Origin of the sequence: Robertmurraya beringensis (genome assembly GCF_042433785.1) — a bacterium.
GTDB classification, from domain to species: Bacteria; Bacillota; Bacilli; order Bacillales; family Cytobacillaceae; genus Robertmurraya_A; species Robertmurraya_A beringensis.
On sequence record NZ_JBHLUU010000127.1, the window covers coordinates 109,509 to 133,029 of the forward strand.

General features: G+C 39.8%; 27 protein-coding genes and 2 riboswitches. Of the genes, 5 read left to right on the forward strand and 22 right to left on the reverse strand.

Translation table 11 applies throughout. The annotated features are described in order from the left end of the window. Window positions 1-88: 88 nt before the first annotated feature. The 3 genes from ACFFHF_RS23415 to ACFFHF_RS23425 form a co-directional block, all read right to left on the reverse strand. Window positions 89-895 carry a Cof-type HAD-IIB family hydrolase gene (locus ACFFHF_RS23415; protein ID WP_160546047.1) on the reverse strand — a complete coding sequence of 269 codons (807 nt, stop codon included), beginning with the start codon at window positions 893-895 and terminating at the stop codon, window positions 89-91. 101 nt (window positions 896-996) lie between these two features. Next, on the reverse strand, window positions 997-2,127 hold the full coding sequence (locus ACFFHF_RS23420) for a hypothetical protein (RefSeq protein ID WP_160546048.1): 1,131 nt from the start codon (window positions 2,125-2,127) through the stop codon (window positions 997-999). Beyond that, window positions 2,120-2,683, reverse strand: a complete 564-nt coding sequence (locus ACFFHF_RS23425; protein ID WP_160546049.1) for a sigma-70 family RNA polymerase sigma factor — start codon at window positions 2,681-2,683, stop codon at window positions 2,120-2,122. The genes ACFFHF_RS23420 and ACFFHF_RS23425 overlap by 8 nt, the downstream gene beginning before the upstream one ends. 226 nt (window positions 2,684-2,909) lie before the next feature. Between ACFFHF_RS23425 and ACFFHF_RS23430 the strand changes: the two genes are divergently transcribed. Further along, complete coding sequence (locus tag ACFFHF_RS23430) at window positions 2,910-3,809, forward strand: Gfo/Idh/MocA family protein (RefSeq protein WP_340906212.1); 900 nt, start codon at window positions 2,910-2,912, stop codon at window positions 3,807-3,809. 48 nt (window positions 3,810-3,857) lie between these two features. On the opposite strand, the gene ACFFHF_RS23435 is transcribed toward ACFFHF_RS23430, so the two are convergent. From ACFFHF_RS23435 to ACFFHF_RS23445, 3 genes are all read right to left on the reverse strand, one after another. Continuing rightward, window positions 3,858-4,394 (reverse strand): GrpB family protein, encoded by a 537-nt coding sequence (locus ACFFHF_RS23435; protein WP_160546051.1) that lies wholly within the window; start codon window positions 4,392-4,394, stop codon window positions 3,858-3,860. 19 nt (window positions 4,395-4,413) lie between these two features. After that, a complete protein-coding gene (locus tag ACFFHF_RS23440; protein WP_160546052.1) occupies window positions 4,414-4,857 on the reverse strand; it encodes a hypothetical protein in 444 nt (147 codons plus the stop codon). A gap of 61 nt (window positions 4,858-4,918) precedes the next feature. Beyond that, a complete protein-coding gene (locus ACFFHF_RS23445) occupies window positions 4,919-5,140 on the reverse strand; it encodes a hypothetical protein (RefSeq protein ID WP_340903524.1) in 222 nt (73 codons plus the stop codon). 217 nt (window positions 5,141-5,357) lie between these two features. On the opposite strand from ACFFHF_RS23445, the gene ACFFHF_RS23450 reads away from it, so the two are divergent. Both ACFFHF_RS23450 and ACFFHF_RS23455 read left to right on the forward strand, forming a co-directional pair. After that, window positions 5,358-5,891, forward strand: a complete 534-nt coding sequence (locus ACFFHF_RS23450; protein WP_160546053.1) for a helix-turn-helix domain-containing protein — start codon at window positions 5,358-5,360, stop codon at window positions 5,889-5,891. 12 nt (window positions 5,892-5,903) lie between these two features. Then, window positions 5,904-6,875 carry an alpha/beta fold hydrolase gene (locus ACFFHF_RS23455; RefSeq protein WP_160546054.1) on the forward strand — a complete coding sequence of 324 codons (972 nt, stop codon included), beginning with the start codon at window positions 5,904-5,906 and terminating at the stop codon, window positions 6,873-6,875. 41 nt (window positions 6,876-6,916) lie between these two features. On the opposite strand, the gene ACFFHF_RS23460 is transcribed toward ACFFHF_RS23455, so the two are convergent. Both ACFFHF_RS23460 and ACFFHF_RS23465 read right to left on the reverse strand, forming a co-directional pair. Next, the gene (locus ACFFHF_RS23460) at window positions 6,917-7,894 is read right to left on the reverse strand and encodes a DUF3231 family protein (RefSeq protein WP_340906214.1); all 978 of its coding nucleotides are present in this window, start codon (window positions 7,892-7,894) and stop codon (window positions 6,917-6,919) included. A gap of 97 nt (window positions 7,895-7,991) precedes the next feature. Beyond that, the gene (locus tag ACFFHF_RS23465) at window positions 7,992-8,501 is read right to left on the reverse strand and encodes a GNAT family N-acetyltransferase (protein ID WP_160546056.1); all 510 of its coding nucleotides are present in this window, start codon (window positions 8,499-8,501) and stop codon (window positions 7,992-7,994) included. A 394-nt stretch (window positions 8,502-8,895) separates the two neighbouring features. On the opposite strand from ACFFHF_RS23465, the gene ACFFHF_RS23470 reads away from it, so the two are divergent. After that, the gene (locus ACFFHF_RS23470) at window positions 8,896-10,725 is read left to right on the forward strand and encodes a peptidoglycan-binding protein (protein ID WP_340903526.1); all 1,830 of its coding nucleotides are present in this window, start codon (window positions 8,896-8,898) and stop codon (window positions 10,723-10,725) included. Window positions 10,726-10,736: 11 nt separating this feature from the next. Continuing rightward, on the forward strand, window positions 10,737-11,195 hold the full coding sequence (locus tag ACFFHF_RS23475) for a hypothetical protein (protein WP_160546057.1): 459 nt from the start codon (window positions 10,737-10,739) through the stop codon (window positions 11,193-11,195). A 37-nt stretch (window positions 11,196-11,232) separates the two neighbouring features. Here ACFFHF_RS23475 and ACFFHF_RS23480 read toward each other — a convergent pair whose 3' ends face one another. The 14 genes from ACFFHF_RS23480 to thiM all read right to left on the reverse strand — a co-directional run bounded on the left by ACFFHF_RS23480 (window position 11,233) and on the right by thiM (window position 23,298). Next, on the reverse strand, window positions 11,233-12,249 hold the full coding sequence (locus ACFFHF_RS23480) for a MoeB/ThiF family adenylyltransferase (protein WP_160546058.1): 1,017 nt from the start codon (window positions 12,247-12,249) through the stop codon (window positions 11,233-11,235). A 4-nt stretch (window positions 12,250-12,253) separates the two neighbouring features. Continuing rightward, complete coding sequence (thiS, locus tag ACFFHF_RS23485) at window positions 12,254-12,457, reverse strand: sulfur carrier protein ThiS (RefSeq protein ID WP_160546059.1); 204 nt, start codon at window positions 12,455-12,457, stop codon at window positions 12,254-12,256. Next, window positions 12,441-13,067, reverse strand: coding sequence for a thiamine phosphate synthase (locus ACFFHF_RS23490; protein ID WP_160546060.1), 627 nt, complete (start codon window positions 13,065-13,067; stop codon window positions 12,441-12,443). Before ACFFHF_RS23490 ends, thiS begins: the two co-directional genes overlap by 17 nt. Before the next feature lie 7 nt (window positions 13,068-13,074). Beyond that, a complete protein-coding gene (locus ACFFHF_RS23495; protein WP_160546061.1) occupies window positions 13,075-13,821 on the reverse strand; it encodes an SDR family oxidoreductase in 747 nt (248 codons plus the stop codon). A gap of 41 nt (window positions 13,822-13,862) precedes the next feature. Then, entirely contained in the window at window positions 13,863-14,864 is a 1,002-nt protein-coding gene (locus tag ACFFHF_RS23500; RefSeq protein WP_340903530.1) for an ABC transporter substrate-binding protein, read from the reverse strand. Beyond that, window positions 14,861-15,628, reverse strand: a complete 768-nt coding sequence (locus ACFFHF_RS23505; protein ID WP_160546062.1) for an ABC transporter permease subunit — start codon at window positions 15,626-15,628, stop codon at window positions 14,861-14,863. The genes ACFFHF_RS23500 and ACFFHF_RS23505 overlap by 4 nt, the downstream gene beginning before the upstream one ends. Beyond that, entirely contained in the window at window positions 15,625-16,377 is a 753-nt protein-coding gene (locus tag ACFFHF_RS23510; protein WP_160546063.1) for an ATP-binding cassette domain-containing protein, read from the reverse strand. Before ACFFHF_RS23510 ends, ACFFHF_RS23505 begins: the two co-directional genes overlap by 4 nt. Window positions 16,378-16,390: 13 nt before the next feature. Then, window positions 16,391-17,824, reverse strand: a complete 1,434-nt coding sequence (locus tag ACFFHF_RS23515; protein WP_160546064.1) for an acyl-CoA reductase — start codon at window positions 17,822-17,824, stop codon at window positions 16,391-16,393. Then, window positions 17,815-18,882, reverse strand: a complete 1,068-nt coding sequence (locus ACFFHF_RS23520) for a LuxE/PaaK family acyltransferase (protein ID WP_160546065.1) — start codon at window positions 18,880-18,882, stop codon at window positions 17,815-17,817. The genes ACFFHF_RS23515 and ACFFHF_RS23520 overlap by 10 nt, the downstream gene beginning before the upstream one ends. Before the next feature lie 12 nt (window positions 18,883-18,894). Then, window positions 18,895-20,010, reverse strand: coding sequence for a 2-iminoacetate synthase ThiH (thiH, locus tag ACFFHF_RS23525; RefSeq protein ID WP_160546066.1), 1,116 nt, complete (start codon window positions 20,008-20,010; stop codon window positions 18,895-18,897). A gap of 9 nt (window positions 20,011-20,019) precedes the next feature. Beyond that, complete coding sequence (locus ACFFHF_RS23530; RefSeq protein ID WP_160546067.1) at window positions 20,020-20,790, reverse strand: thiazole synthase; 771 nt, start codon at window positions 20,788-20,790, stop codon at window positions 20,020-20,022. Window positions 20,791-20,891: 101 nt separating this feature from the next. Continuing rightward, window positions 20,892-20,988, reverse strand: a riboswitch (TPP riboswitch). 5 nt (window positions 20,989-20,993) lie between these two features. Further along, window positions 20,994-21,809, reverse strand: coding sequence for a bifunctional hydroxymethylpyrimidine kinase/phosphomethylpyrimidine kinase (thiD, locus tag ACFFHF_RS23535; protein WP_160546068.1), 816 nt, complete (start codon window positions 21,807-21,809; stop codon window positions 20,994-20,996). 20 nt (window positions 21,810-21,829) lie between these two features. Beyond that, a complete protein-coding gene (gene thiE, locus ACFFHF_RS23540) occupies window positions 21,830-22,465 on the reverse strand; it encodes a thiamine phosphate synthase (RefSeq protein WP_340903533.1) in 636 nt (211 codons plus the stop codon). Window positions 22,466-22,479: 14 nt separating this feature from the next. Beyond that, window positions 22,480-23,298, reverse strand: coding sequence for a hydroxyethylthiazole kinase (gene thiM / locus ACFFHF_RS23545; protein ID WP_160546070.1), 819 nt, complete (start codon window positions 23,296-23,298; stop codon window positions 22,480-22,482). A 96-nt stretch (window positions 23,299-23,394) separates the two neighbouring features. Further along, window positions 23,395-23,505: riboswitch (TPP riboswitch) on the reverse strand. Between the last annotated feature and the right edge of the window lie 16 nt (window positions 23,506-23,521).

The window sequence follows — 23,521 nt, forward strand, 5'->3', positions numbered from 1 at the left end:
TATTAGAAAACAACAAGAAGATTTTTAAGGATTTTTAAAAAATCGTCCCCTCCTGCTCAAGAACAAGAGGAAAACGATCAAAAACTGCTTATAAAAGCTTTAAAATATGATAAACGGCGTGAGAAACTCCATCCTCATCATTTGATTTAGTTACATACGTAGCTTTTTCCTTTACTTCATCCGGTGCGTTCTCCATGGCGATGGATGCAGTAGCGATTTCGAACATCGGTAAATCGTTACCTCCATCACCAAATGCGTAAATCTCAGTAAACACATGATTATGCATCAAAGCATAGCGCTGAATTGCTTTCCCTTTATGAGCTTCTTTTGACATGATTTCAACGTTATTGGGGAAGGAAGAAGCCAAAGTTAATTCTTCAAAACCGGATAATTGCTCCTTAACGGTTTGAATTCTCTCAAGCTCTTCATAAGAAACTACCGCAATACATTTGAAAATCTTCAAATCCTCGATTTGTAAAATATGGTCATAATCGTATGTAAGGAAAAGCTCTTTAAGTTCCTCGTCACTTTTACCTCTTAACCCAGGAAGTGTACAAGGAAATCCTCCGTGATTTGTATATACCAATATCCCAACAGATAGCTTTCTTAATTCAGTCAGCATTTCCTTATAGACAGGAACAGGTATCGTTGTTTCGTATAATAAGGTACCGTCCTTCCCATAAAGCGCAGAACCATTTAACGTTAGGATCGGACAGTTTAGCTCACGAATCGCATTTACTTTCACAACATCAGCATAAGCTCGTCCTGTATTCAAGATCACCTCTACCCCTTGTTCTTGGAGCTTTCGGATCGTCTTTTCGTTTTCAGCAGATACCTCATGCTCTGAATTGAGCAAAGTACCATCTAAATCAAGAGCAACACATTTCACACACATTCACACCTAACTAAAATTGAATTTTTGTAATATTTTTTAACATATCTTATTTTTACATAAAAACGACCACCTATCAATTCGTATAGGTGGCATTTTTTTAATTATTGGATAGGAAGCCAGTTTACGCACCATATTCCATGTTTATTTTTAGATAATCCGAACGATAAGCCAGTGGTTTCTGCTTCTATACTAACGGTTGCAGAAGTTTTATCAATAATATGCTCAAACAAGGTTCCTGCTTTTACTTGTTCTAATAAGCTTGTGCTAGGGTTTTGCTGTTTGGCAATTAGATAATCCTCATACGTTTCGAACACTCTTAAATATTCTTCATCGTCAATAAAAAGCGAATATTGCGTTTCGTAATCCTTCAGTTCCTCCGCATAGAAAAAGAGCTGGAAAACTTCTGATGGGGACAATCCATTTAAAATTTGTTTATCTTTGGTGTCTTTGAATTGTGCATAGCGATCAAGAAGAACGGTTGGAAGTTCCAGTTTCTGACTTTGATTTATTTGAATATGAAACGGTGTCGATTGAACTTCCGGTTCTTCCGGCAAGACAATTTCCTTTATACCTACTGTATCTGGTAGCGTTTTTCCTTTTAAATACCTAGCCGTGTAGTTGTCAACTACGAGTGTGACTTCCCCTATATCCATGCGATTGGTACCAAGTCCGAACACGGCTTTTAGTTTTCGTTGCTCATTTGATTCGAAAGTAAGGTCTGGATGTCTCCCCGTTTCTACAGGCAATGATTGTAAGGAAAGCTTATCCGGGGTAAACAAAATTTGATCCGGGCGTTCTGAATCATCTTTATCATAATATTTTAAAGTGCCAGTAATTTGGGCTTCGCCTTGAAAAACAGCATGCAATAATCCGTTTTGCTCCCTTTTTGCCCCGTCAGAAGGTCCTTTAGTAAGGAGACGCCAGCCATTTAACACCTCACCATCTTGGAGGTTTGGGTAAAACTTTTCTGCATCTGCAACAGTGTTACTTTGTGATGTTTTATTGTTGTTTTCCATATTTGATCCAATGATTCCACCGATAAATAATAAAAATCCCGCAACAGCAATAGAAGTGACTAACTTTGGAACAAATTGATTAGACTTTTTTGTGCTTTGTATATCTCCAGATCGTATTTTTCGCAGAACTCGTTGTTTTTCTAATTCTGTGAAAATGGATTTTTCAGAAGCTGTTGTATGAACGGCGTCTTTCACCTGTGTATGAATATCAGCCATGTTGTTCTCCCCTTTCATTGGTTAAGAAGCGTTTACATCTTTCTTTTCCTCGAAATAGTCTTGTTTTTACCGTTGCTAAAGGAAGGCCGAGTGCTTCACTAATCTCACTGTAAGTAAAATCTTGATAATAGTGGAGCAAAAAAACTTCTCTGTATTTCACAGGCATGGCCATAATGGCTTTTGTGAGCTCTGACCGCACATCTTTTTGCAAAAGGAGGTCCTCGGGTGATTTCTCCCCACTCTGTTTAAAAAAGAATAACTTTTCATTGATTACAAGATTTCGATAATGCCAGCTTTTTAGGTAGTCTTTGCTTTTATTGATGGCTATGGTGTAAATCCATGTTTTAAAAGATGAGCGATGTTTGAACGATAATAGTTTTTCAAAAACGGTGATAAATACTTCTTGAGTGAGATCACTGGCAACCTCCCAGTCCTTTACATAGGAGTAGATCATTCGTTTTAACTTGGTTCCATATTCATCCATCACCATTTCAATGATTTTTTCTCGTTCATATATTCCTACAAGGGCTTGTTCTATTTCTTTCTCTAAACTCAAAATATAAGCCCCTCCTTTTTTATAAACTACTAACTTATTTGATTTCCATGCGTTAGACGAAGAAGCTAACGAATCGGTTTCACTTTTTTAAATATAGCATGTAAATTTTTGTTTCTTAGATAAAATAGTTAATCATATCCTTGTTGACGGATGTTCCCTTCCCTCTATATGATGAAAGATGTACATAAATGGTAAGGGGTGGTATAAGTTGAAATTAAAAATTGGAATGGTTGGGCTTGGAAATATAGCACAAAAGGCATATTTGCCTATTCTAACTAGAGAGACAGATTGGGAGTTTGTTGGTGCTTTCACCCCGAATAAGGAAAAGAGAGGTTTAATTTGTAAGCAATATCGAATTGAGGATTTTTCAAGTGTTCATTCAGTGGCTGATGCGTGCGACGCAGTGTTTGTTCATAGTTCCACGGCTACACACTTTGACATCATCTCTACTTTACTTTTAAAAGGCAAGCATGTATACGTGGATAAGCCATTAGCGGCTACTCTTGATCAAGCAGAAAAATTGGTGGAGTTGCAACAGACTACAGGCTGTAAATTAATGGTAGGGTTTAATCGTCGTTTTGCACCTATGTATGTGAAAGCGAAGGAACAATCGAAAGAATTTGCATGGGCGAGATTTGAGAAGCATCGTGCGAATAGTGTTGGGCCACATGATGTAGAATTTACAATGTTAGATGATTACTTGCATCTTGTGGATACAGTCCGTTGGTTGGCTGATGGTGATCTTACTCTTCAGCATGGAGCCTTACATAAAAATGAAAAAAACGAGATGGTTTTTGGACAGCATACGTTCTCCAGAAAAGACGGTATTCAATTGACGACGGCCATGCATCGAAATGCTGGTTCGGGATTGGAGCAACTGGAGCTTGTAACGAACGGGGCCATTATACGTGTAAAGAATATGAATGTGACTGAGAAGGAAGCTAGTGATACCATCTCTACTTCTTACCCAGGCTCTTGGGATTCTACTTTGAAACAACGCGGATTTGAAGATGCTATTCATCATTTTATTCATTGTGTTGACCATGATATAACGCCTTCAGTCGATGGTGAAGAAGCGTTAAAATCACAACAATTAGTCATGAAATTAGTAAACCCCCACTTGTGAAATGTGGGGGTTTTTCATTGAATTAATTAATAGGAGATATTTGAAATACTATTGGTCTCGCAATGTTCGAATTTCTTCTGCCCATTGTGTGGCAAGTTGTGCCAACTCAGAAACAAGTTCTTGTTTTCCTTCTTGGTATCGATGATGTGCATCGGGATATTGGTTAGCTAGTTCCAGCTTTTTTTGTTTGTATCTGGCAGCTTGTTTCGGGTGTTGTAGTAAATACCTTTTAAAGTCTAGGTGGAAATTAATCTGGTTATCTCCTTCTTGAAAAACATGGACATGATGAGTACGATGGTCTCCACCCTTTTGAAAGAAACGTCTCCCAGGTATCCCGTTTTCTCCTTTTGCTTCGTATCCGAGTTCAAGCATGGATGTGTTTAAACGGTCAACTCTGGATATGTCATGAACGGCTATCAATATGTCGATGATAGGTTTAGCGTAACCAATTGTTTTAATGGAGGTGCTTCCTATGTGGTGAATGTCAATCACGTTATCTTGAAAGATTTGTTTGAGAAGTCCCGCCTCTTTTTCAAATTCGCTAGCCCATTCTTCCGACCATGGTACGATATTTGTTTTACGCATAAAATGAATCCGTCCTTTTTTACGAGCTTGCAGTCATGATCCCAACAATTGAAATGATGGGGATGGCAGAAAGCAGCGCTGCACCGATAAAAAATAATGTATTTATCATTCCTACTGCTTGTTGATTCATCCTTGGAGATCCCATTATATCCCTTCTGATACGAAGAAGAGAAACCATTGCAACGACCAATATTCCAATAATAACTACGAGTGGAACGATAATATTTTTCTCAACTACCTGACCAATTAAAGTAAATGCATAAACGATGATCAAAATAGGGATTGCTTCAGCTATTGCCACTTGAATAAAAAACTTTGTTTGCACTGCTTGCATCGTATTCAGGTCTAGGTGTTCTCCTTTTTCTACTTTGTCTTGGACCTGTTGCATCATTTTGTTAAAGGCAAAAGAAATACCCACTACAGCTATTGCGGATGCAAGAACAAATAACCAGGAAGCACTCATCTTCATCTCTCCTCTAAGTCGAAGTTAAAGGGTGCAAGGAATCTTGCACCCTTTTTCCATTTTATAACTTATCAAGCTCATACTCAATTTGATTGACTCTTTTTGCATTTCCTTCAGCCATATTATGTAATCTTATTTTAAGTTCATGGTCTTCATGGACCGCTTCTGCGGTAATAGCGTATGTGCGTAAAAGCTGATTTTCAAGTTCAAGAGTTTCTTCTAAAGTTTGTTTTAGAGTTTTTCGATTCATTGAATCTTCTCCATGGTCATGATCGTGCTTCACACAATATTCCTCCTCATTAGAAACTGATATTAGTATGGACATCCTTAGCCTACTTATACAGTATTGTCTAGTGAAGCACTTATGTAGAAGCGTGATATCTTTCTGATAGCATGGCGTAGCACCTTTCTATATTTGGATTGCTCTTTACTTTTGGCAATAAAACGGTTATATTATCATTATCAATAGTGATAATATATAAAAAAAGGAGCCAGCTTATATGAGTGAATCAAAAGCAGATGTCATCTTACACCCTGTTCGCATGAGAATCATCCAGTCGCTTGTTAGCGAGCCCTTAACTGTTCAACAAATGAAGGAACGTATGCCAGACATTCCTCAAGCGACCCTTTATCGTCATTTAAAAAAACTATTTGAATCCAAAATTGTTTTTGTAGTAGATGAGCAACAAATTCGGGGAACGGTAGAAAAATGGTATGCCCTTCAACCTAAAGAAGCGAACTTAGGGACTGACGATTTAGCCAACTATAGTAAAGAACAATACATGGCCCTTTTCATGAAGTATATCGCTAATATCATGGCTGAATATGAACGGTATGTTTCACAGGAAAAGGTAGACTTTGTAAAGGATGGAGTTTCATTACGCCAAGCTTCCCTTTATTTATCTGACGAAGAGTTCACTTCCCTCCTTCAAGAGCTCGGTCAAGTGTATTCTAAAGTTCTAACGAATAAGCAAGCATCAAATAGAAGGAAACGAACATTTGCTAATATCATCATACCAGAACCAAATGAGTAGGGAGAGATGTGTATGAGAGAAACAGAGGTTGTTATTCAAAGCAAAGTTAAATTAAGTGGAAGCCTTAGTCTGCCTGATTCTGATAAGGAGAAATCTCCAGCCATATTAATTATTCCTGGAACTGGAAAGCTGAATCGTGATGGGAAAGTAAATAAAAAGCTAGATCTTAATTTATACAAACAGTTGGCACAGTTTTTTACAGAGCTTGGATTTATTACTTTACGTTATGATAAGCGTGGAGTTGGTAAAAGCGAAGGTGATTATAACCGAACAGGTTTTTGGGATCTCGTGGACGATTCGCAAGCAGCTGTCCAGTTTTTAAAAATGCATGCTGCTGTAGATGCAGATCAAGTGATTGTCCTTGGTCATAGTGAAGGTTGTATGATTGGAACAGCTCTTGCAGCCAGAGAACCAATGTCTGGATTGATTTTACTTGCGGGTGCCGTGGAACGTTTAGAAGAAGCCTTAAAAAGGCAACGAGAGATAGCAGCTGTTGATATGAGGAGTGCCAAAGGGTTTATTGGGTTCCTATTGCGCTTGTTTAAAGCTGATAAAAAAATTGAACCTCAGGCCCAGGCCTTTATGCAAAAAGTGATGGAATCTAAAAATGACACGATGAAGGTTCAATTTCAGACGATTAATGCAAAATGGATGCGTGAACATTTTGCCTATAACGTACGGGAGGATTTAGCTAAGGTTACTTGTCCCGTTCTTGCGATTACTGGCGCTAGAGACGTGCAAGCAAACCCTGCGGTTTTAGAGAATTTGGCTAGCTTTGTTAAAGGTGATTCTGAATATCACATCGTGGAGAATATGGGTCATTCATTAAAATTTCAAGCTCAGACCTCTCATATGCTAACAGTTAAGAAAGATTTAATTACGGAGTCTTCCCTTCCCCTTCATCCAGAATTAGAGATGCTATTACGAAATTGGGTAGAGAAACAACTTATTGAATCAAATAATCTAACACATATTATCTCTTAATTAATGAAACGACCATCCTTATATAGGTGGTCGTTTCTAATTTACGTTAATTTTGGTGCTTGTGGTGGAGATTCAAACCAGCCATGTTCAATCATAATATTCGCCCCATCTTCCGTATACCGTGCAACATCAGCCATCAGGCTAGTAAAGGTTCTGAAAATATCGCTTCTCATTGAACTTGTTAGTGCCACACCATAGTTGGCGATTCCTTGAGTGTTTAAGAAATTGATAAGCGAAATCATTAGTTTTGTTGAAAAAGGAGCCGTTTTAGAAGAAGTCGTACTCACGCTCCATGCTCCAGGAGTCGAGATTTCCTCCTTTTGAAATATCTCACTTAATGTGTTCATATGCTTTGTAGCTATTTCTTTCCCTTTGATCATATACGATTTGAAGGGCTCATCATCAGTGACCTGAATAAATCCTTTCATCACCGTGAGTCCTAATTCATTCGTTAAAACATTATAAAATATCATTGAAATTTCCTGACCTGTCAATGGACGATGCTCACCAAGCCACTTCGTTAAGTAGCTTTGTTTTTGAACAAATTGAACCTCACTTGGTATCGGGATATATGGTGATCGAATCCATAATCCTTTTTCGAGTAGAAGAATTCTTGCCCTATCCAATAATTCTAATGATTCGGTATTAAATCTCTTAAATAAAGCAAATACATCTTCCCGTGCAATCGTATTCAAGGCTATGGATGAATAATTTAAGTTTCCTTTTGAAACAAACCAATGATAATAAAGAATAAGTGGTTCTGTAAATAGTTTGCCTGCTTGTAAGTTCACATCTTGATCTGTAAAGGCAACAGGAATGGGAAATTCTTCATTATTCATAATTGTTGTAATTTCAAGTTGTGTGTTCAGACAACAAGCTAAAATTTCCTTGTTTAACTCCCTAACCTCTTCATCTTCTGCAATTTGGTCAAAATACTTTAATATACACATATTCATGGAAAGTGACTGGTACATCGACCAGAGATAGCCTTGTTCACTGGCGGTTAAATCCATTTGCATTTTCAACTATTATCGTCCTCTCATTTATAACTTTATTTCTTATTGTTGGCGAAATAAATGAAATTAATGAGTCGGATGTAATAGATATGGGTGTATTTTATGTGATTATTGAAAAGTCTTTCCAACCGTATACCAGTTCAATTACTTCTTTTCCGGCTATGGTATCTTTTAGCCGGTCGATTTCTGTTGCTCCAAGTGATTGATAAAAATGCTTTGAAGGATTCTCTTCCAAGACAAACACCGTCATTGAATTCATTCCCTCATTTTTGAACTGTTCAATTAACGGCTTCACGAGTTGGCGCCCAATCCCTTTCCCTTGGTATTCCTGCAGAATGTATATGGCATATAATTCTCCCTCATACCCGGGGTAGTCTCCTGTTCTTTCTTTTCCACCTGAAGAAAAACCAACAATCTCCCCTTGATGATTTTCAGCGACATATACATGTCCGTTAGGGATGACCCCATTCCATAATTCTTCTCGGCTTTCATACGTTAATGATTGTAGGTAATCATCTGGAAAAATATGCTTATAAGTGGTTCGCCAGCTATCAACATGAACTTTTGCGATGCCCTTTGCATCCGCAGGTATGGCTTTACGAATGAACATTCCTTTCCTCTCCCTTTATAAATTTCTTTATGGCTTCATTATACCAAGAAACCTTCCTTTATCTGTTATGTAATTTTCATGATGACCAGACAGATAGAACATACTAACACTAGGGAGTGAACAACAAAATGTATGAATTTTCTCAAATTGAACTAAAAGAACAAGACGGGCAGCTTATAGCTATTGTACATATGGACATAGATAAAATGAGTTTAATTACTGAGTTTAGTACGGAATTTGGCAGGGAAACGATACTCTCCAGCACTCAGCAAAAGGTTTTGTTAAAAAGCAATTCCCTGGTTTAAAGATTGCAAGGGTTCTTGTTGTTTCTGGTGCCATGATTCTTGCTAACTTCCCTTCATTAAGAGCTTCCGCTCACGAAGTGACTTTTAACATGAGTTATTTATATTTTGGAAATACAAACTCTTATATTTCTCAAGTGGATAAGACACAAGGAAACTTAAATCAAGTGTCCCCAAGCTATTTTGATTTGAATGCCGATGGATCGCTCAAAATTAGTTCTCAATTTGATCCAGCTTTTGTTACTCAAATGCATGCCCGTGGAATTAAAGTCGTACCCTTTTTAAGTAATCATTGGGACCGAACGCTCGGACGCCAGGAGCTTAGCAACCGTGAAAAATTATCTTCTCAAATTGCCGACTTTATCGTAAAAAATAATCTTGATGGTGTTCAGGTGGATATTGAAAATGTGACAGATATCGACCGTGAAGCCTACACAGATTTGGTTCGCTTGTTGCGCGAAAAACTTCCTGCAAACAAGGAGATTTCAGTAGCTATTGCTGCTAACCCAAACGGATGGAACAAAGGCTGGCATGGGTCTTATGACTACAAAGAGCTTGCGAAATATGCCAGTTATTTAATGATTATGGCTTATGATGAAAGCTATACCGGAGGACCTCAAGGCCCTGTCGCAAGTTATGGCTGGGTGGAACGCTCCATTCAATACTCTTTGAATCAAGGAGTTGCTGCTGACAAAATTGTTCTAGGAGTTCCCTTTTACGGACGATACTGGAAAGAAGGTGAAGCAACAGGCGGAGCGGGGATTTCCAACAACCGCGTTGATGAAATGCTCGCCAAATACGGCGGTACGGTGACCTACGATGAGAAGACACAATCCCCTAAAGCAACCATTACGATTAAACCAGGAGACCCAACTATGACCATTGCTGGCAACACTCTTACTGCTGGTACATATCATATTTGGTATGAAAATCATGAGTCAATTAAAGCGAAGTTACAGTTAATTCATAAATATAATTTAAAAGGCTCTGGAAGTTGGAGTTTAGGGCAAGAAAGCTCATCCATTTGGCAATCGTATCGTACATGGTTAGCACATGATGGACAAGTAGAAGTTTCTACCGTTAATGAAACTCAGCCAAAGGAGCAAACAGGAAGCACGGCTCCTTCTTCTGCTGTTACACATATCGTTCAATCTGGCGACACACTTTGGAAAGTTGCGACCACTTATAAAATGACCGTTGATGAATTGAAAGCATGGAACCAATTAACAACAGATTCCATCTTTATTGGACAAGCTTTGAAAGTAAAAGTTTTGCAAACCGAACCTACTAATCAGCAACCAATAACAAGTCAACCAGCTGCTAATACACCAGGTGCTGTCTCTGCTCCTGTTCCAACTACACCGGTACCTCCACCTGCTCCTGCACCAAAACCAGCCGTAGCTCCACCAAGAGCACCGGCTCCTATCGTAGCAGCACCAGCAAAGAAATATCCAACTCTTCGAGTGGGATCGAGTGGCTCAGCGGTTACAGATATGCAAAATAAACTAAAGAAAGCGGGAATTTATAAAGGAAGTGTGCATGGTAAATACGATACAAGTACGCGTAATGCGGTCATTGCCTTTCAGAAAAAATACAAGCTAAAAGCGGACGGTGTCGCAGGACCTGCAACTTTATCCAAGCTTGATGCGGTAATCGCCCCAACCAAAGTGGCTACCGTATCAAAACCAGCAACAACCTCTGTTAAAAAGTACCCTACCTTACGTTCTGGTTCAAAAGGTGCGGCTGTAGTGGATATGCAAAACAAGTTAAAGAAAAATGGCGTATACAGAGGGAATTCACTTGGTGTGTATGATGCAGCAACAAGAAATGCCGTTATTGCGTTTCAAAAGAAATATAAATTAAAAGCTGATGGTATTGCAGGTCCAGCAACTCTCAGTAAATTAGATATGGTAACCAAATAGGAGGAAAAACGATGAAAAAAACGATGCATGTGTTTTTGGTAATCTTGCTGGCTTTTGTGGTAAAAAGTCAAAGTATTTCCGCGAAAGAAATGACAAGCCTTCCGTTACTTGGTGTAGGTGCTACTGTTCAAGAGGCGCAAAAAGGTGAATTTCTCATTAAAACAGAAGGATTGAAGGCCGGAGAAGGTTTTGTTTCAACACCTAAAGATCTTGAAACCAAAAACATCTTGTTTCAAATGGAAGCCAAAGGGTCAGATGTGGTCATTTTAAAAATTGAAGAAACAGATGCTAGGGGCAAATTTTTAAAAGAAAAAGAACTGGAAGTCCCATTAACAAGCAACTGGAGCCTAAAACAACTAGACTTTATACTTGAGAGTGACTCCTCACAAATAGATGTATTTGTATTAACAAAAGAGAAGAAGAAAACGGAATTTTCGGTTAGAAATGTGACTGTGACCGGACAAGAATAGCTAAAGGGGTCCTGTTCTAAAAACGAGGACCCTCCTTTTATCCTACAAACTGATAGTACAATTTTTTTGCTTCTGCAATATCCTTTGTTCCATGAATAAGTACACGTCCATCTGTAAAAAATACGAGTCTGTGTTCTCCCTTCGTCAGTGATAGTAAATAATGGTTTTTACTCACTTGTCCGTAGGGTTTCAGTCGATCAGCTAGTGCTTCAAGATTTAAGTTTGTGTTGGTTGCTGGTCGAATTTGTACGGTATTTCTTCCACAGAGCACCGCTGTTTTTGTTGAGTTGGTTTTATCTAAATACGGATAATGTGGAGTATTTCCACAAGACGGACAATCATCTTTTTTCATTTTATCTACTGAAATCGATGACGATGAATTAAGCCACAGATCAAACGAATAAAGAGAGCCTCTAAGTGCTGTTAGATTTCTAGTAAGAAGCTTAAGTGCTTCTGTTACTTGGTGAGCAACAACGGTATGAACTGCGGGTGAAATGATACCGGCTGTGTCACAGGTCATTCCACCTAGAGGAATATGATCTAATAAACACTGCAAACACGGAGTTTTTCCTGGAATGATGGTAAAAGACAACCCGTAACTCCCCACGCATGCTCCATAAATCCATGGAATGTTCGCTTTTTGTGACATATCATTGATAAGTAGTCGCGTGTCAAAATTATCGGTTGCATCTAAAATAAGATCAACCCCTACCATTAACTGCTCCATCTCCTCGATGCTTACATCCATCACATGTGATACCACTTCCACGTCAGAGTTGATGTCTTGAAGCCGTTTTTTTGCTGCTGCAGCCTTCGGGATCCGATCACGAGCGTCAGATTCACTATATAACTGTTGGCGTTGAAGATTGCTCCATTCGACGTAATCACGATCAACGATGGTCAGTTTCCCTATTCCTGCTCGTGTGAGAGATTCAGCAAGTGCTGTTCCTAGTGCGCCTGCTCCAATAATTAATACATGTGATTGCTGTATTTGCTTTTGACCTTCTTTCCCAATTGGTGAAAAAAGTTCCTGTCTCGAGTATCGGTCGCTCAAATCATCAACCTCCCCCAACAAAATGTACGAGTTCAATATGATCACCTTTTTCAAGGATCGTAGACTCATAATTTTCTTTCGCAACGATATCTTTATTGCGTTCAACAATAACAACCTTTGGATTTAGTTCGAAATATTCAATGAGTGTCATAATCGTATTGGTTCCTGTTCCTAACAATGTTTCTTTACCGTTAACGTAAATGGTCATTTTGCTTCACCTCAAGTTCCTTATGATAATTGAAGGCAGCTCTTTCGGGATCATTCGCTCCAAAAATACCCGATAAGACAGCCACTCCACTAGCACCTGCCGTAAGAACCTCCTGTACATTCGAAGGAATCATTCCGCCAATAGCAATGACAGGAATTGATACGTAAGCAGTGATTTCCTGTAATGCATGCAGACCACGAGGACGGAGTCCAGGCTTAGAATTACTTTCGAACACATGTCCGAATAATAAGAAGTCGGCACCTTTTTTTTCTTTTTCCAATGCTTCACTAAGCGAATGTACCGAGCATCCCACACGTAACATTGGATAATTCTTTTTTACTTTGAGTACATCTTCGCCTCTATGGGAAAGTTGAACTCCAGCTACCCCTCCAGCTAACGCCACACTTGACGGTCCATTTAGTATTACCTTTGAAAGGGGAATATCCGCTTCTTTCATGCCTTGAATGAAGTGAAGAATTTCTTCTGGTGACCGATGATTCTCCCGTAAATGAATATAATCCACATATGTGTGAATGCTTCTGGCAATTTTAATCACATCTGCTTTTTCTTGCTGTCCTGTTGAAATGACATGCAATTCTTTTTTCATCATACCCTCCTTATTTCATCGTATATCCACCATCAACGATAATGGTTTGACCTGTTACAAATCGAGCCCAATTACTAGCTAAATATAGGGCTGTTCCTGTAACATCTTCAGGTCGGGCAATTCTCCCAAGTGGTGTTTCAGCAACAATGACTGATTTCACTTCCTCTTTTGTTCGTTTACTTGCTTCTGTCGGATACACAAGCCCTGGAGCAATACAGTTAACGGTAATACCGAATCTTCCTAGGTCAGCGGCTAGGTTTTGAGAATAGGTCATGACCGCTCCCTTGGCTGTGTTGTAGTCATGGTAAGGTACAATCGGGCGATACAATAAATTGGTTGTCATATTTATGATTCGACCGAAGTTCATATCTTTCATATGCGGTATTGCGTATTTATTCAGGAGATAGGTCCCCTTTAAGGAACCATCGATTTGTTTTTGATAGTCTTCCCACTCTACTTCCCATGCCCATTTTCTCTCTGTAGGATCAAAAAGGTAGCTATGGAGGGCATTATTAACCACAATATCGATCCGATCAAACTCTTCAATTACCATGCTTATCAATCTTTTTACATCGTTTTCATTCGTCACATCCGCTTGAATGGGTAGACAGTCCACTCCGTATTCTTTTTGTAATTTGTCCGCGAGTATTTCTGCCTTTTCTGCATTTTTTAAATAATTTATAACGATATGACACCCTTCGGAGGCGAAGCTTTCAGCAAATGCAGCTCCAATGCCTCGGCTTGAACCCGTGATCATGCATACCCTTCCTGCTAATGAGAGATTCACATTAACACCCCTTACTTCAGCTGTTCAACAAGTTCATTTGTGGTAAGGTCTTCTATATTAACCGCTTTTTGTAGTAATCCCATTTCTACGTAAGACGCTTCAACCTCTTTTAAAACGGTAAAGTCGAACATACCCAGACCGTTGTTGTTCTCACTAGTTTGGTTTCTAATCGCAATAATCTCTTTGTTTCGTGTGATATTGGTTCCGTCCACTGCATGCTTCGTTGCTATATCAGCTGCCTCATCTGGGTTCTCCATCGTATACTCTATGCTATCTTTATAGACCTGAAGAAAGCGGATAAGAAGATCTTTCTTTTCGTTAAATACCTTTTCTGTCACAACAAACACATCAGATGGAGTATTTAGCACATCTTTTACTTCAATGATATTTACTTCGCCTAAGCCCTTTTGCTTTGCATCATACAAACCGGTATCTGTAGCAGCGGTAGCAGCTACTTGCCCTTCCATCAAAGGGGCGAAATTAAGAACGCCGGTTGCCGTTATCGTCATTTCCTCTTCCTTCACTCCTGCGTCATGCAAAAGCACTTGTAAATTTTGATAGGTCCCACTAGCCAAGCTATATACTCCGACATTTTTTCCTTTTAAATCCTCTATGGATTGAATATTACTTTCCTTTAAGGAAACTAAGTTAAATACGTTTTCAGGATAAATATTATAAATGATCTTCAATTTTTCACCTTTTTCGACAGCTAACAATACGGCCTCTAGGTTTGCGAAAGCAATATCAGCATTTCCAGCCAGGATGTTCTTAACTGCATCTCCTCCACCAGCACCAGGTATGTACTCAAATGTAAGGTTTTCTTTTTCAAAAAAACCTTTATCCTCAGCCACATATAAGTTGCTTTGTTCAACAATTGGTTTACTCCATGAGGCCATTCGAATCGTTTCCCTTTGATTTTCTGATTCCGTTGCTTGACTACTTTCCTTTGAACAGCCTGCTATGATGACTGTTAAAACTAGTAAAATTGGTAGAACTACTTTAATGAATTTCACGAAATTTTCCTCCGATAAGTTGTATATTTTCTTAAAAATAGATGTTCGATGGCATATATCGAAGCGTACAAAAGGATGCCAATAGCTGTTAAAAGGATAAAGGCTGAAAATAATAATGGCGTATCCATCATTCCTTGTGCCACGATAATTAACGCTCCCAATCCCTTATTCGCACCAATAAACTCACTAACAACGGCTCCAACCACACTAAGGACAACCGCCACCCTCATACCCGAAAGCAAGTAAGGGATGGAGGTCGGCAATTGCAGTCTCCACAAAGTTTGCCATTTGCTAGCTTTTAATAGCTGAAAAAGGGCTAAACGGTCCTTGTCGACTACTAACAAGCCTGTAATCGTACTCTCGAACAAAGGAAAGAAGCTAATTAATGCCACAATCAAAATCTTTGGCGTGTATCCGTACCCAAACCATAGAATGAGAAGCGGAGCTAAAGCGACCTTTGGCATGGCTTGTGTTGCGATAATATAGGGCTTCAAGACAAGTCGAAGGGTGTTCGACTGTGAAACCAAAAGGCCCAGTCCGATTCCAATAAGACCACCCACAAAAAATCCACTAATAATTTCAACTAGGGTTGTGAAAATATGTGGTGTAAAATACCCACTCTGTAACAGGGTGAAAAGATTTTCTGCAATGGTTGTTGGTTTAGGTAAAATTAACGGTGATATTTTCTTCACCTTAACAATCATCTCCCACATAATAAGCAGGAAAATAAATAGTAGAGTCGAATATAGATAGATTTTCTTCATGATTGAAGCCTCTCATTCATATCTTGCTGAAAGTTGTAAAATGACTGATCGAATAAAATAGACTTCTGTCGTGGTCGAGTAAACGGTACTTGGTATTCTTGAAGAATTCGTCCCGGTTCCCCACCTAGAAGAATAATTCGGTCAGACAGGAAAAATGCTTCTTGCAAATCATGAGTGACAAATAATACGGTTGGTTTGTACGTATCGATTAATTCATTAAGTTGAACATGCAATTGATCTCTTGTAAAAGAATCTAGTGCAGAAAATGGTTCGTCCATCAAAAGGATTTGTGGCTTATCAAGTAAGGCACGTACGATTGCCACTCTTGATTGCATCCCACCCGAGCACTCATATGGAAATTTATGAATCGCATCGGTTAGTCCAACACGATCTAGCATTTCCTTTGCCTTATTCGTATCTCTTTCAGTCAATTTTCGCTTTAACTGTAATGGAAGTAAGACATTCTCCAAGATCGTTTTCCATTCTAGTAAAATAGGTTTTTGAAACACGTATGAAAGCTCATCAACCGGTTCTTTCACCTCATGTCCACCTATTGTAATCAATCCAGAGGTAGGCTTTTTCATTCCTGCAACCATTTGTAAAAGACTCGTTTTTCCGCAGCCACTTTTTCCAACGATGCTGATAAATTCGCCTTCCTTAATATTGAGGGAAAATCGACGGATTGTATCCTTTTGATCTTTATCAAAAGTAAGCCTAATCTCTTTTAATTGTATATATGGTGCCTGCATGTCCCTTCTCTCCTTAAATTCGATTCGGATCATACGCATCCATTTCAATTTCTACGCTAGCCTCCACGTCGACCCAGCGAACCAAATCGGCTAAATGAGGTCTGCCATCATGATGCCAACCAGGTTCCGGTTCTCCCATACGGCCTAAAAAGGTAACTCGATTGACTCCACATTGGCCAAGCACTTCTATGATGGAACGAAAATGGTTTGGCGTGCAGGCGACCCCAAAGGTCTGTAATAATCCTCGAACTTCATGTAGATAGCAAGGAACATCTTCAATGGACTGAACGGGAATCACATACACAAAGCGGTTTAATGGTGAGATGGGAAACAAAGTCGTTTTCTTATCGTAAACAACGGTCCAAGAAGTACTTTCTTCGCTTTCGAAAAGTGTTATATCATTCGTTTGAAAAGCTTGAAATTGAAAGGATGAACGGGCCTGAATGATCGCTTGATTTTCCTGTTCACTTAATCTAGCCCTTGGCATTTTCACCTCGTAATTATTCATTTCCTGCGCTAGCAAACTAGCAAATTCCCGTACCGATACATTCCCCTTTTCCTCTACAAAAAAGACATGAGGAGAAAGGCAGGCTTGTTGATCAAATTGAGAAGCATCCTTTGCAGCCCTCCTAGCAGTTTCGGTTACGAGAACGCGCTGTAAACAGTCTTTTGCAATAAATCCAGCACTCAATTTATGTCCATGTGCATGTAGGTTGACGTGAGATGGAACTTTTTTTCTAATCGAATCAATGGAGTTCTCGCTTCCATATGCAATCACTGCCTCTGATGAAGAGAATGCTATACGCTCTAATTCTTCTTCTCCACCTTTCCACCAAATGATGCTGATGGATTCCGCTAAGTCCTTGTCAATCTCTCTCAATGTTTCAACAAACAGACAGGGAAACAAAGGCTCGGAGGAAGAGAGCTTCCCAAGTGTACTAGACTTAACTAAAAGGCCGCTTACTAAACTCCATAACGGCAAGGCAGGAACATTTCCGGAAAACACATTCGTAATGAGCTTGGGTCCATAGGCTCTTGTTAAGCCACCTGATGAACGTGGACGAAACTCGTCAAGTACAAAAGGATTAGGGAAATCCACCTCGACCATTCTTTGCAGCTTTTCTTTACGAAAGGAACGTAAATACGAATGTAAAAACACGCGTATCATTTCCGAGTCATACCCAGTTATAATGGGAAGAAGCTCTTCCGCTAGTTTTCGATTGTGGTAGTTCGGGTCAAGCCAGAGTTGAATGGCTTGGTCAAGGGAGTCAATAATGTCATTCGTTTTCCGAGCTTGCAGTTTTCTTTGTTGCTGTTTTAGATGTAAAACAACTTGTTTCAGTTCCTCACTCGTAAGTTTTGGTACAAGAAGAGTAAGAGAATCAAACGTTCGTTCTTCATAAGATGGGGAGATCATGCTTGGGACAAATCCAATTTTTAGTTCCATTTGCTTACTCCATTACGAAACTGCTCTACGGCGAGGGAACAGCCCTTTGCTTCTGCCCCTTCGCTTCTTCCTAACAAGTAAAATTCACCTTTTTTCGAAATCCCTAAGTCCTCCGTCATAACCCCAAGGACCGAATGGAAGTTGGCTAGATCATAATGAACGAGTATTCCCCGCTCACCGTCTTGTACACACAAACCGTTTTCAGGATTGATGACTACTGTTCTTACCCAATGAGGAGCTTTTTGTTGCCCGCTTCCGCTTTGATCGTAAAACTGGGAGCTTAGCTCGGTCATTCCATACATATTCACACAATCTTCAACGGGTAAGTTAAACGCTTCTGCTACCATTTGTTTAAATTGATCTGAACTCATTTCTATGGCTCGACCCTTAGACCCTCCTGTATCCATTAACCGGCTTCCTTTTGGTAGTTGAAATTGAAGGTTTTTGCCTTCCATGTACTCAACAAAATGGATAAAGGAAAACGTAGCCCCTAACAAATATACAGGGGTGTTGGTGCGTTCAGATTCTACAAGGAATGAGACGAGCTTTTCGAAATCATAGGTCCCGTTACTGGCGATATAAACACTCTCCTCCGTGCCGTAGTCGCGAATGGCTGTATACAAATACTGTGACAGAGAGGAATTGGGCATTTCCTTTGGATGTGGAAATAGAATGGCCATTTTCACACGGCATTTCTCTTTCATGATATTTTCTTCAAAATGTGACTTCATCGAAGCAGTCCACACCTCTAAGTCATGGTGATAATTTCTCCCTTGCTTTCCACTGGTCGTTCCGCTTGTTTGAAAATACGTCTCCGCTTCTTCAATCGGTGTACAAGCGATGACCGCCTCCTTAAAAGCACCAACAGGTACAGGAGGAATTTGCTGATAGGATTGCACCATTGATGGGTGAACCTTTCTTGATCGACAAAACTTCCGGTAAATACGATTATTTTCGTATTGGTAGGCGAAGACCTGTAAGGCTAATGAATCAAATGAATCTCTTTCTTCATTTTCAATAAAAGTGAGTATCCTTTGCTTGATATCTTCGTAGTGCATGTTGTACTCTCCTTAAGATGAATGTGTTAGTATTTCCCAATCTTTTACGACAGGTTGATATCCAAGTTCTCTCAGTGATTCCTTTACCTCTGCCACACTTCTTTTGTCCGAAATTTCGAATTGACTATGAGTATGTTCTTTATTGGCATATCCCCCGACAACGGTAGATGAGGCAGCAGACATTTTGGTCACTCCTAACGGAAGTAAATGACGTCTTAGTTCCGCGCTTTCTCGTGTTGATAGAGTCATACCTGCACGTGGTAAAAATAAACGAGATGCCAGCATTGCTTGAACTAAATTTTTATCAGATACATCGACCTTTGGTTGGAAACCACCAAGGTTTGGGCGTATTCGAGGAAAGGATAGAGCAATATCCGTTTCGAGATAATTTCTTTGTAAGTAATGAGCATGAAGTCCTGTGAAAAAGACCTCCTTACGCCACTCATCCATTCCTAGTAGTGCTCCGATATTGACGGATCTCATGCCAGCTTTGGCACCTCTTTCAGGTGCATCTAGTCGATAGCGATAATTGCGTTTCGGTCCCTTTAAGTGATGCTTTTTATAGATTTCTTCGTTGTACACTTCTTGGTACACCGTTAATCCATCAATTCCACGGGCAACGAGCGTTTGGTACTCTTCCGTATCTAATGGCTGTATCTCAATGGATAAAGAAGAAAAATACTTTTTCATCACATCAATCGTTTCACACAAATAATCTACCGAGGAATGGAGGCGAGATTCTCCCGTTAGCAAGATAATATGTCGTAATCCCATTTTGACAAGTGCCTTTGATTCTTCTTCAATTTCAGCCAGGGTCAATTTTCTACGTGGAAAATCATTATCAATACTAAAGCTGCAGTACGTACATTTGTTCACACAATAATCGGTTAAATACAGTGGTGCGTATAATTGAATCGTACGGCCAAAATGCTGTACGGTACGTTGATGTGCCTTTTGTGCCATTTCTTCTAGACAATTTTCAGCAGCTGGAGATAAAAGAATCAAGAAATCTTCTGTATGAAGTCTCTCTTTTTGCAAAACCCTTCTTACGTCTTGAGTAGTGATGGTAGAAAAAAAGTCGTCAAATGGATAATATTTTACTTTTACATACTCATCATAAAATGACATTCCACTCACCTACCCTAAAAATCCTGTTAATGGAGATGACGCTTGTGCTGTCGTTGTTGTCTGTCCTACTCCACTCGAGTAAGCTTTCCTTCCAGCCTTGACTGCTAAGTCGAATGCAATGGCCATTTCAACGGGATCCTTAGCTGTAGCAATGGCTGTGTTTACCAGTACAGCGGCTGCTCCCATTTCCATCGCTTCCGCTGCTTCAGATGGCTTTCCGATTCCTGCATCAACAATGATTGGAAGCTCCATCTCTTCTATCAAAATTTGGATCAATTCCTTCGTGCGAATACCTCGATTTGAACCGATAGGAGAACCAAGTGGCATAATTGCTGCTGCTCCAGCATTTTGCATCGCTTTTGCTGCCATTAAGTCTGGGCTCATATAAGGTAGAACGATAAACCCTTCATTCGCTAAGATATCAGTTGCCTTAGCTGTTTCGTAATTGTCAGGAAGCAAGTACTTTTGGTCGGAAATGACCTCAATTTTAATCCAGTTCCCCATGCCGGCTGCTCTTGCAAGTCGGGCAATTCGAACCGCTTCGTCCGCCGTTCTTGCTCCCGACGTATTCGGAAGTAGAATCATGTCTTTAGGAATGTATTCTAAGATGTTTTCTTCTCCAGTAGCATTCAGGTCTACTCGTCTTAAAGCGACTGTGACGACTTGTGAACCGGATTGGGTTAGTGCTTCTTTCATTAGCTTGTGATTATAAAATTTTCCAGTTCCTGTTAGTAGTCGGTTATGTAGCTGCGTGTTCCCAATCGTTAATAAGTCGGTCATTGTGGTTCCTCCTATTGGTTCATTTTGGAAATATAAAAAAGACTTACCAATTTTGGCAAGCCTTCACATTCTTACATAAAGCTTTTCCTCATAATAGAGCTCATGTAAAATGATTGCTTCCCTACGTTGGTTCTAACCAAATCAGGTTCAAGGGTTGGAAAGATTCCTCTCAGCTTTTAGGCACCCCTAGCTAATTTTTTATTTTATTTGATTGCGATTTTAACTTTGTTTCGTTTGTATGCCCAATGATTGGTTGGGCCGTGGCCGGATCCGATGTGTAAATCTTCTTCGATGGCTGCCTGAATAAAGTCTTTTGCCACTTTCACCGCTTGAACAACGGAGCTCCCTTTTGCGAGTTGTGCGGTTATGGCAGCGGAAAAGGTACAGCCTGTGCCATGAGTATTTTTTGTGGGAATCCGATTCGAACTAAAGGTGTGAAATTGTTGACCGTCATATAAAAGATCAATCATTTCTTCCCTACCCTGATCATGTCCGCCTTTGATCATGACAGTTTTTGCACCCATGATATGGAGCAATTTAGCAACTTGTTTTCGGTCATCCATTGTCACAATTTTTATTCCTGTAAGCACCTCTGCTTCTGGAATATTTGGTGTCACGATGGTCGCAAGTGGAAGTAATTTTTCTTTTAAAGCTTTAACCGCTTCGTTTTGTAAAAGTGATGCTCCCCCTTTTGCAATCATTACGGGATCTACGACGACATGTTTCATTTCATAAAATTCTATAAATCTCGAAACCGCATCAATGGTATCACTGTTAAATAACATTCCGGTTTTGATCGCATCTGGACGCAAATCTTCAGCAATCGATTGAAGTTGTTCTTGAATCCCTTCCAAAGGAACCTTATAGACACCTTGTACGCCTGTTGTGTTTTGTGCAGTTACGGCTGTTATCACAGACATTCCGTATACATCAAGTTCTTGAAATGTCTTCAAATCAGCCTGTATACCAGCCCCTCCACCACTATCTGACCCTGCGATGGTTAATGCCTTTTTTACCATAACGAATAACCTCTCCTTGCCTAAAATTCATCAACTAATCTACGTAAAAGCTTGGTATGCTCTTGGATATGACTGGCTCGACAAATATCGGAAATGATTGCGAGGCCATTAGCTCCTGATTTCATAACGGTTTCTCCGTTGGTAGAATTCATTCCACCAATCGCAACAAGAGGCAAAGAAATTCCTGCATGACGAAATTCAGTGAAGATATCTAAGCTTTGTTGCTTTTCGGTATCCGCTTTTGAAATGGTAGGATACATCGGCCCAATTCCTAAGTAATCAGCTCCGTTTAGAACGGCCTGAAGTCCCTCTTCAACCGTGTGTGTGGATACACCAAGAATTTTCTTAGGACCTATTGTCTCCCTCACATATTTTGCATTTTCATCATCCTGGCCAACATGTACTCCATCAGCATCAAGAGCGATAGCCAGTGGTAGATCATCATTGACGATAAATGGGATCTTATGTGTCCCGCAGAGTTCTCGCAGTTTTTTTCCAAGTTCGTACTTCTCAATTTCTCCGAGAGTGCTGATCCCTTTTTCTCGATATTGATAACAAGTAATTCCACCTTCAATGGCTAGAGCTAACGTCTCTTCAGGTGTTCGATTCAAGCAGTCTTGACTGCCCATAATAAAATACAGTTTTAGAAAATCCATTTCCTTTTGCTCCCTCATATGGATGTTACTTCTGCAATGCTGACTTTGGCGAGGTCTACCACATCAGAGGATGAAGTGAGCATGAGTTGATTAAGAAATTCCATCTGAAAAGTGCCAACATGTTGGTCACCTGTCGCTAAAATCGCACGCTCAGCAACTGCACCATAAAAGGCTGATGCTCCTGCCGCTGCGAGTAAATAATTGGTTTCTACACTTGCAAACGCTCCTACGACAGATGAAAATAAGCAACCAGTTCCAGTTACTTTTGTTAGAAGTGGATGCCCGTTTGAAATAATAATCGATTCTTCACCATTAGAAACAACATCGTCTTTTCCGGTAACCACAACGGTCATATGTAATTTTTGAGCTGCCATTCGAGCAAGGTCTGTGATATTCCCTTCACCTGTACCAGAATCCACACCGCGTGTTTGCCATTCTTCTCCTATTACGTTGGCTACCTCTGCAGCATTTCCGCGTAATAGGCTAATGTTCACTTCAGATAGAAGTCGTTTTACAGTATTTGTGCGGTATGGTGTTGCACCAGCTCCAACCGGGTCAAGGACGACTGGAACGCCTTTTTCATTCGCTGCTTGACCAGCAATGATCATCGCTTCTACTTCAGGTTCCCTTAATGTGCCGATATTGAGCACAAGGGAATTCGCGATGCTTACCATCTCAGCTACTTCTTCTTTGGCATAGGCCATCACTGGTGAAGCGCCAAGAGCTAACAATCCATTAGCAACAAAATTAGTTACTACTACATTCGTCATATTATGAACTAACGGTGATTGCTCTCTTACTCTATCAATTAATGTTAAAAATTCATGACTCATTTTTCCCTGCTCCTTTCATATTAGCAAAACGATTTCAAGACAAAAAAAGCCAGATTCTTATAGAACCTGGCATAGTTACGAAACAATAAACATTTATCTTCGCAGTAACTACTTCCCTCCGCTGGTATGAGCCAGATCAGGTTCCAAGAGTCGAAAACTGAATTGTTTTCTCTCAGCCCGAACATACGGGCCCCCCTAGTAGATTTCCTATGAAACTATATTT

Bases quoted from the DNA above. Each gene is read 5' to 3' on its own strand.
- ACFFHF_RS23490 (WP_160546060.1), bottom strand. From the start codon at position 13,067: ATGATGAAAAAAGAATTGCATGTCATTTCAACAGGACAGCAAGAAAAA.
- thiS (WP_160546059.1), bottom strand. From the start codon at position 12,457: ATGACCATTTACGTTAACGGTAAAGAAACATTGTTAGGAACAGGAACC.
- thiD (WP_160546068.1), bottom strand. From the start codon at position 21,809: ATGGTAAAAAAGGCATTAACCATCGCAGGGTCAGATAGTGGTGGAGGG.
- ACFFHF_RS23495 (WP_160546061.1), bottom strand. From the start codon at position 13,821: ATGATCACGGGTTCAAGCCGAGGCATTGGAGCTGCATTTGCTGAAAGC.
- ACFFHF_RS23435 (WP_160546051.1), bottom strand. From the start codon at position 4,394: ATGCGTAAAACAAATATCGTACCATGGTCGGAAGAATGGGCTAGCGAA.
- ACFFHF_RS23470 (WP_340903526.1), top strand. From the start codon at position 8,896: ATGAGTTATTTATATTTTGGAAATACAAACTCTTATATTTCTCAAGTG.
- ACFFHF_RS23440 (WP_160546052.1), bottom strand. From the start codon at position 4,857: ATGAGTGCTTCCTGGTTATTTGTTCTTGCATCCGCAATAGCTGTAGTG.
- thiH (WP_160546066.1), bottom strand. From the start codon at position 20,010: ATGTCATTTTATGATGAGTATGTAAAAGTAAAATATTATCCATTTGAC.
- ACFFHF_RS23420 (WP_160546048.1), bottom strand. From the start codon at position 2,127: ATGGCTGATATTCATACACAGGTGAAAGACGCCGTTCATACAACAGCT.
- ACFFHF_RS23460 (WP_340906214.1), bottom strand. From the start codon at position 7,894: ATGCAAATGGATTTAACCGCCAGTGAACAAGGCTATCTCTGGTCGATG.
- ACFFHF_RS23505 (WP_160546062.1), bottom strand. From the start codon at position 15,628: ATGAAGAAAATCTATCTATATTCGACTCTACTATTTATTTTCCTGCTT.
- ACFFHF_RS23430 (WP_340906212.1), top strand. From the start codon at position 2,910: ATGGTTGGGCTTGGAAATATAGCACAAAAGGCATATTTGCCTATTCTA.
- ACFFHF_RS23465 (WP_160546056.1), bottom strand. From the start codon at position 8,501: ATGTTCATTCGTAAAGCCATACCTGCGGATGCAAAGGGCATCGCAAAA.
- ACFFHF_RS23475 (WP_160546057.1), top strand. From the start codon at position 10,737: ATGAAAAAAACGATGCATGTGTTTTTGGTAATCTTGCTGGCTTTTGTG.
- ACFFHF_RS23415 (WP_160546047.1), bottom strand. From the start codon at position 895: ATGTGTGTGAAATGTGTTGCTCTTGATTTAGATGGTACTTTGCTCAAT.
- ACFFHF_RS23455 (WP_160546054.1), top strand. From the start codon at position 5,904: ATGAGAGAAACAGAGGTTGTTATTCAAAGCAAAGTTAAATTAAGTGGA.
- ACFFHF_RS23450 (WP_160546053.1), top strand. From the start codon at position 5,358: ATGAGTGAATCAAAAGCAGATGTCATCTTACACCCTGTTCGCATGAGA.
- thiE (WP_340903533.1), bottom strand. From the start codon at position 22,465: ATGGATTTTCTAAAACTGTATTTTATTATGGGCAGTCAAGACTGCTTG.
- thiM (WP_160546070.1), bottom strand. From the start codon at position 23,298: ATGAGTCATGAATTTTTAACATTAATTGATAGAGTAAGAGAGCAATCA.
- ACFFHF_RS23520 (WP_160546065.1), bottom strand. From the start codon at position 18,882: ATGCACTACGAAGATATCAAGCAAAGGATACTCACTTTTATTGAAAAT.
- ACFFHF_RS23515 (WP_160546064.1), bottom strand. From the start codon at position 17,824: ATGGAACTAAAAATTGGATTTGTCCCAAGCATGATCTCCCCATCTTAT.
- ACFFHF_RS23530 (WP_160546067.1), bottom strand. From the start codon at position 20,790: ATGACCGACTTATTAACGATTGGGAACACGCAGCTACATAACCGACTA.
- ACFFHF_RS23510 (WP_160546063.1), bottom strand. From the start codon at position 16,377: ATGCAGGCACCATATATACAATTAAAAGAGATTAGGCTTACTTTTGAT.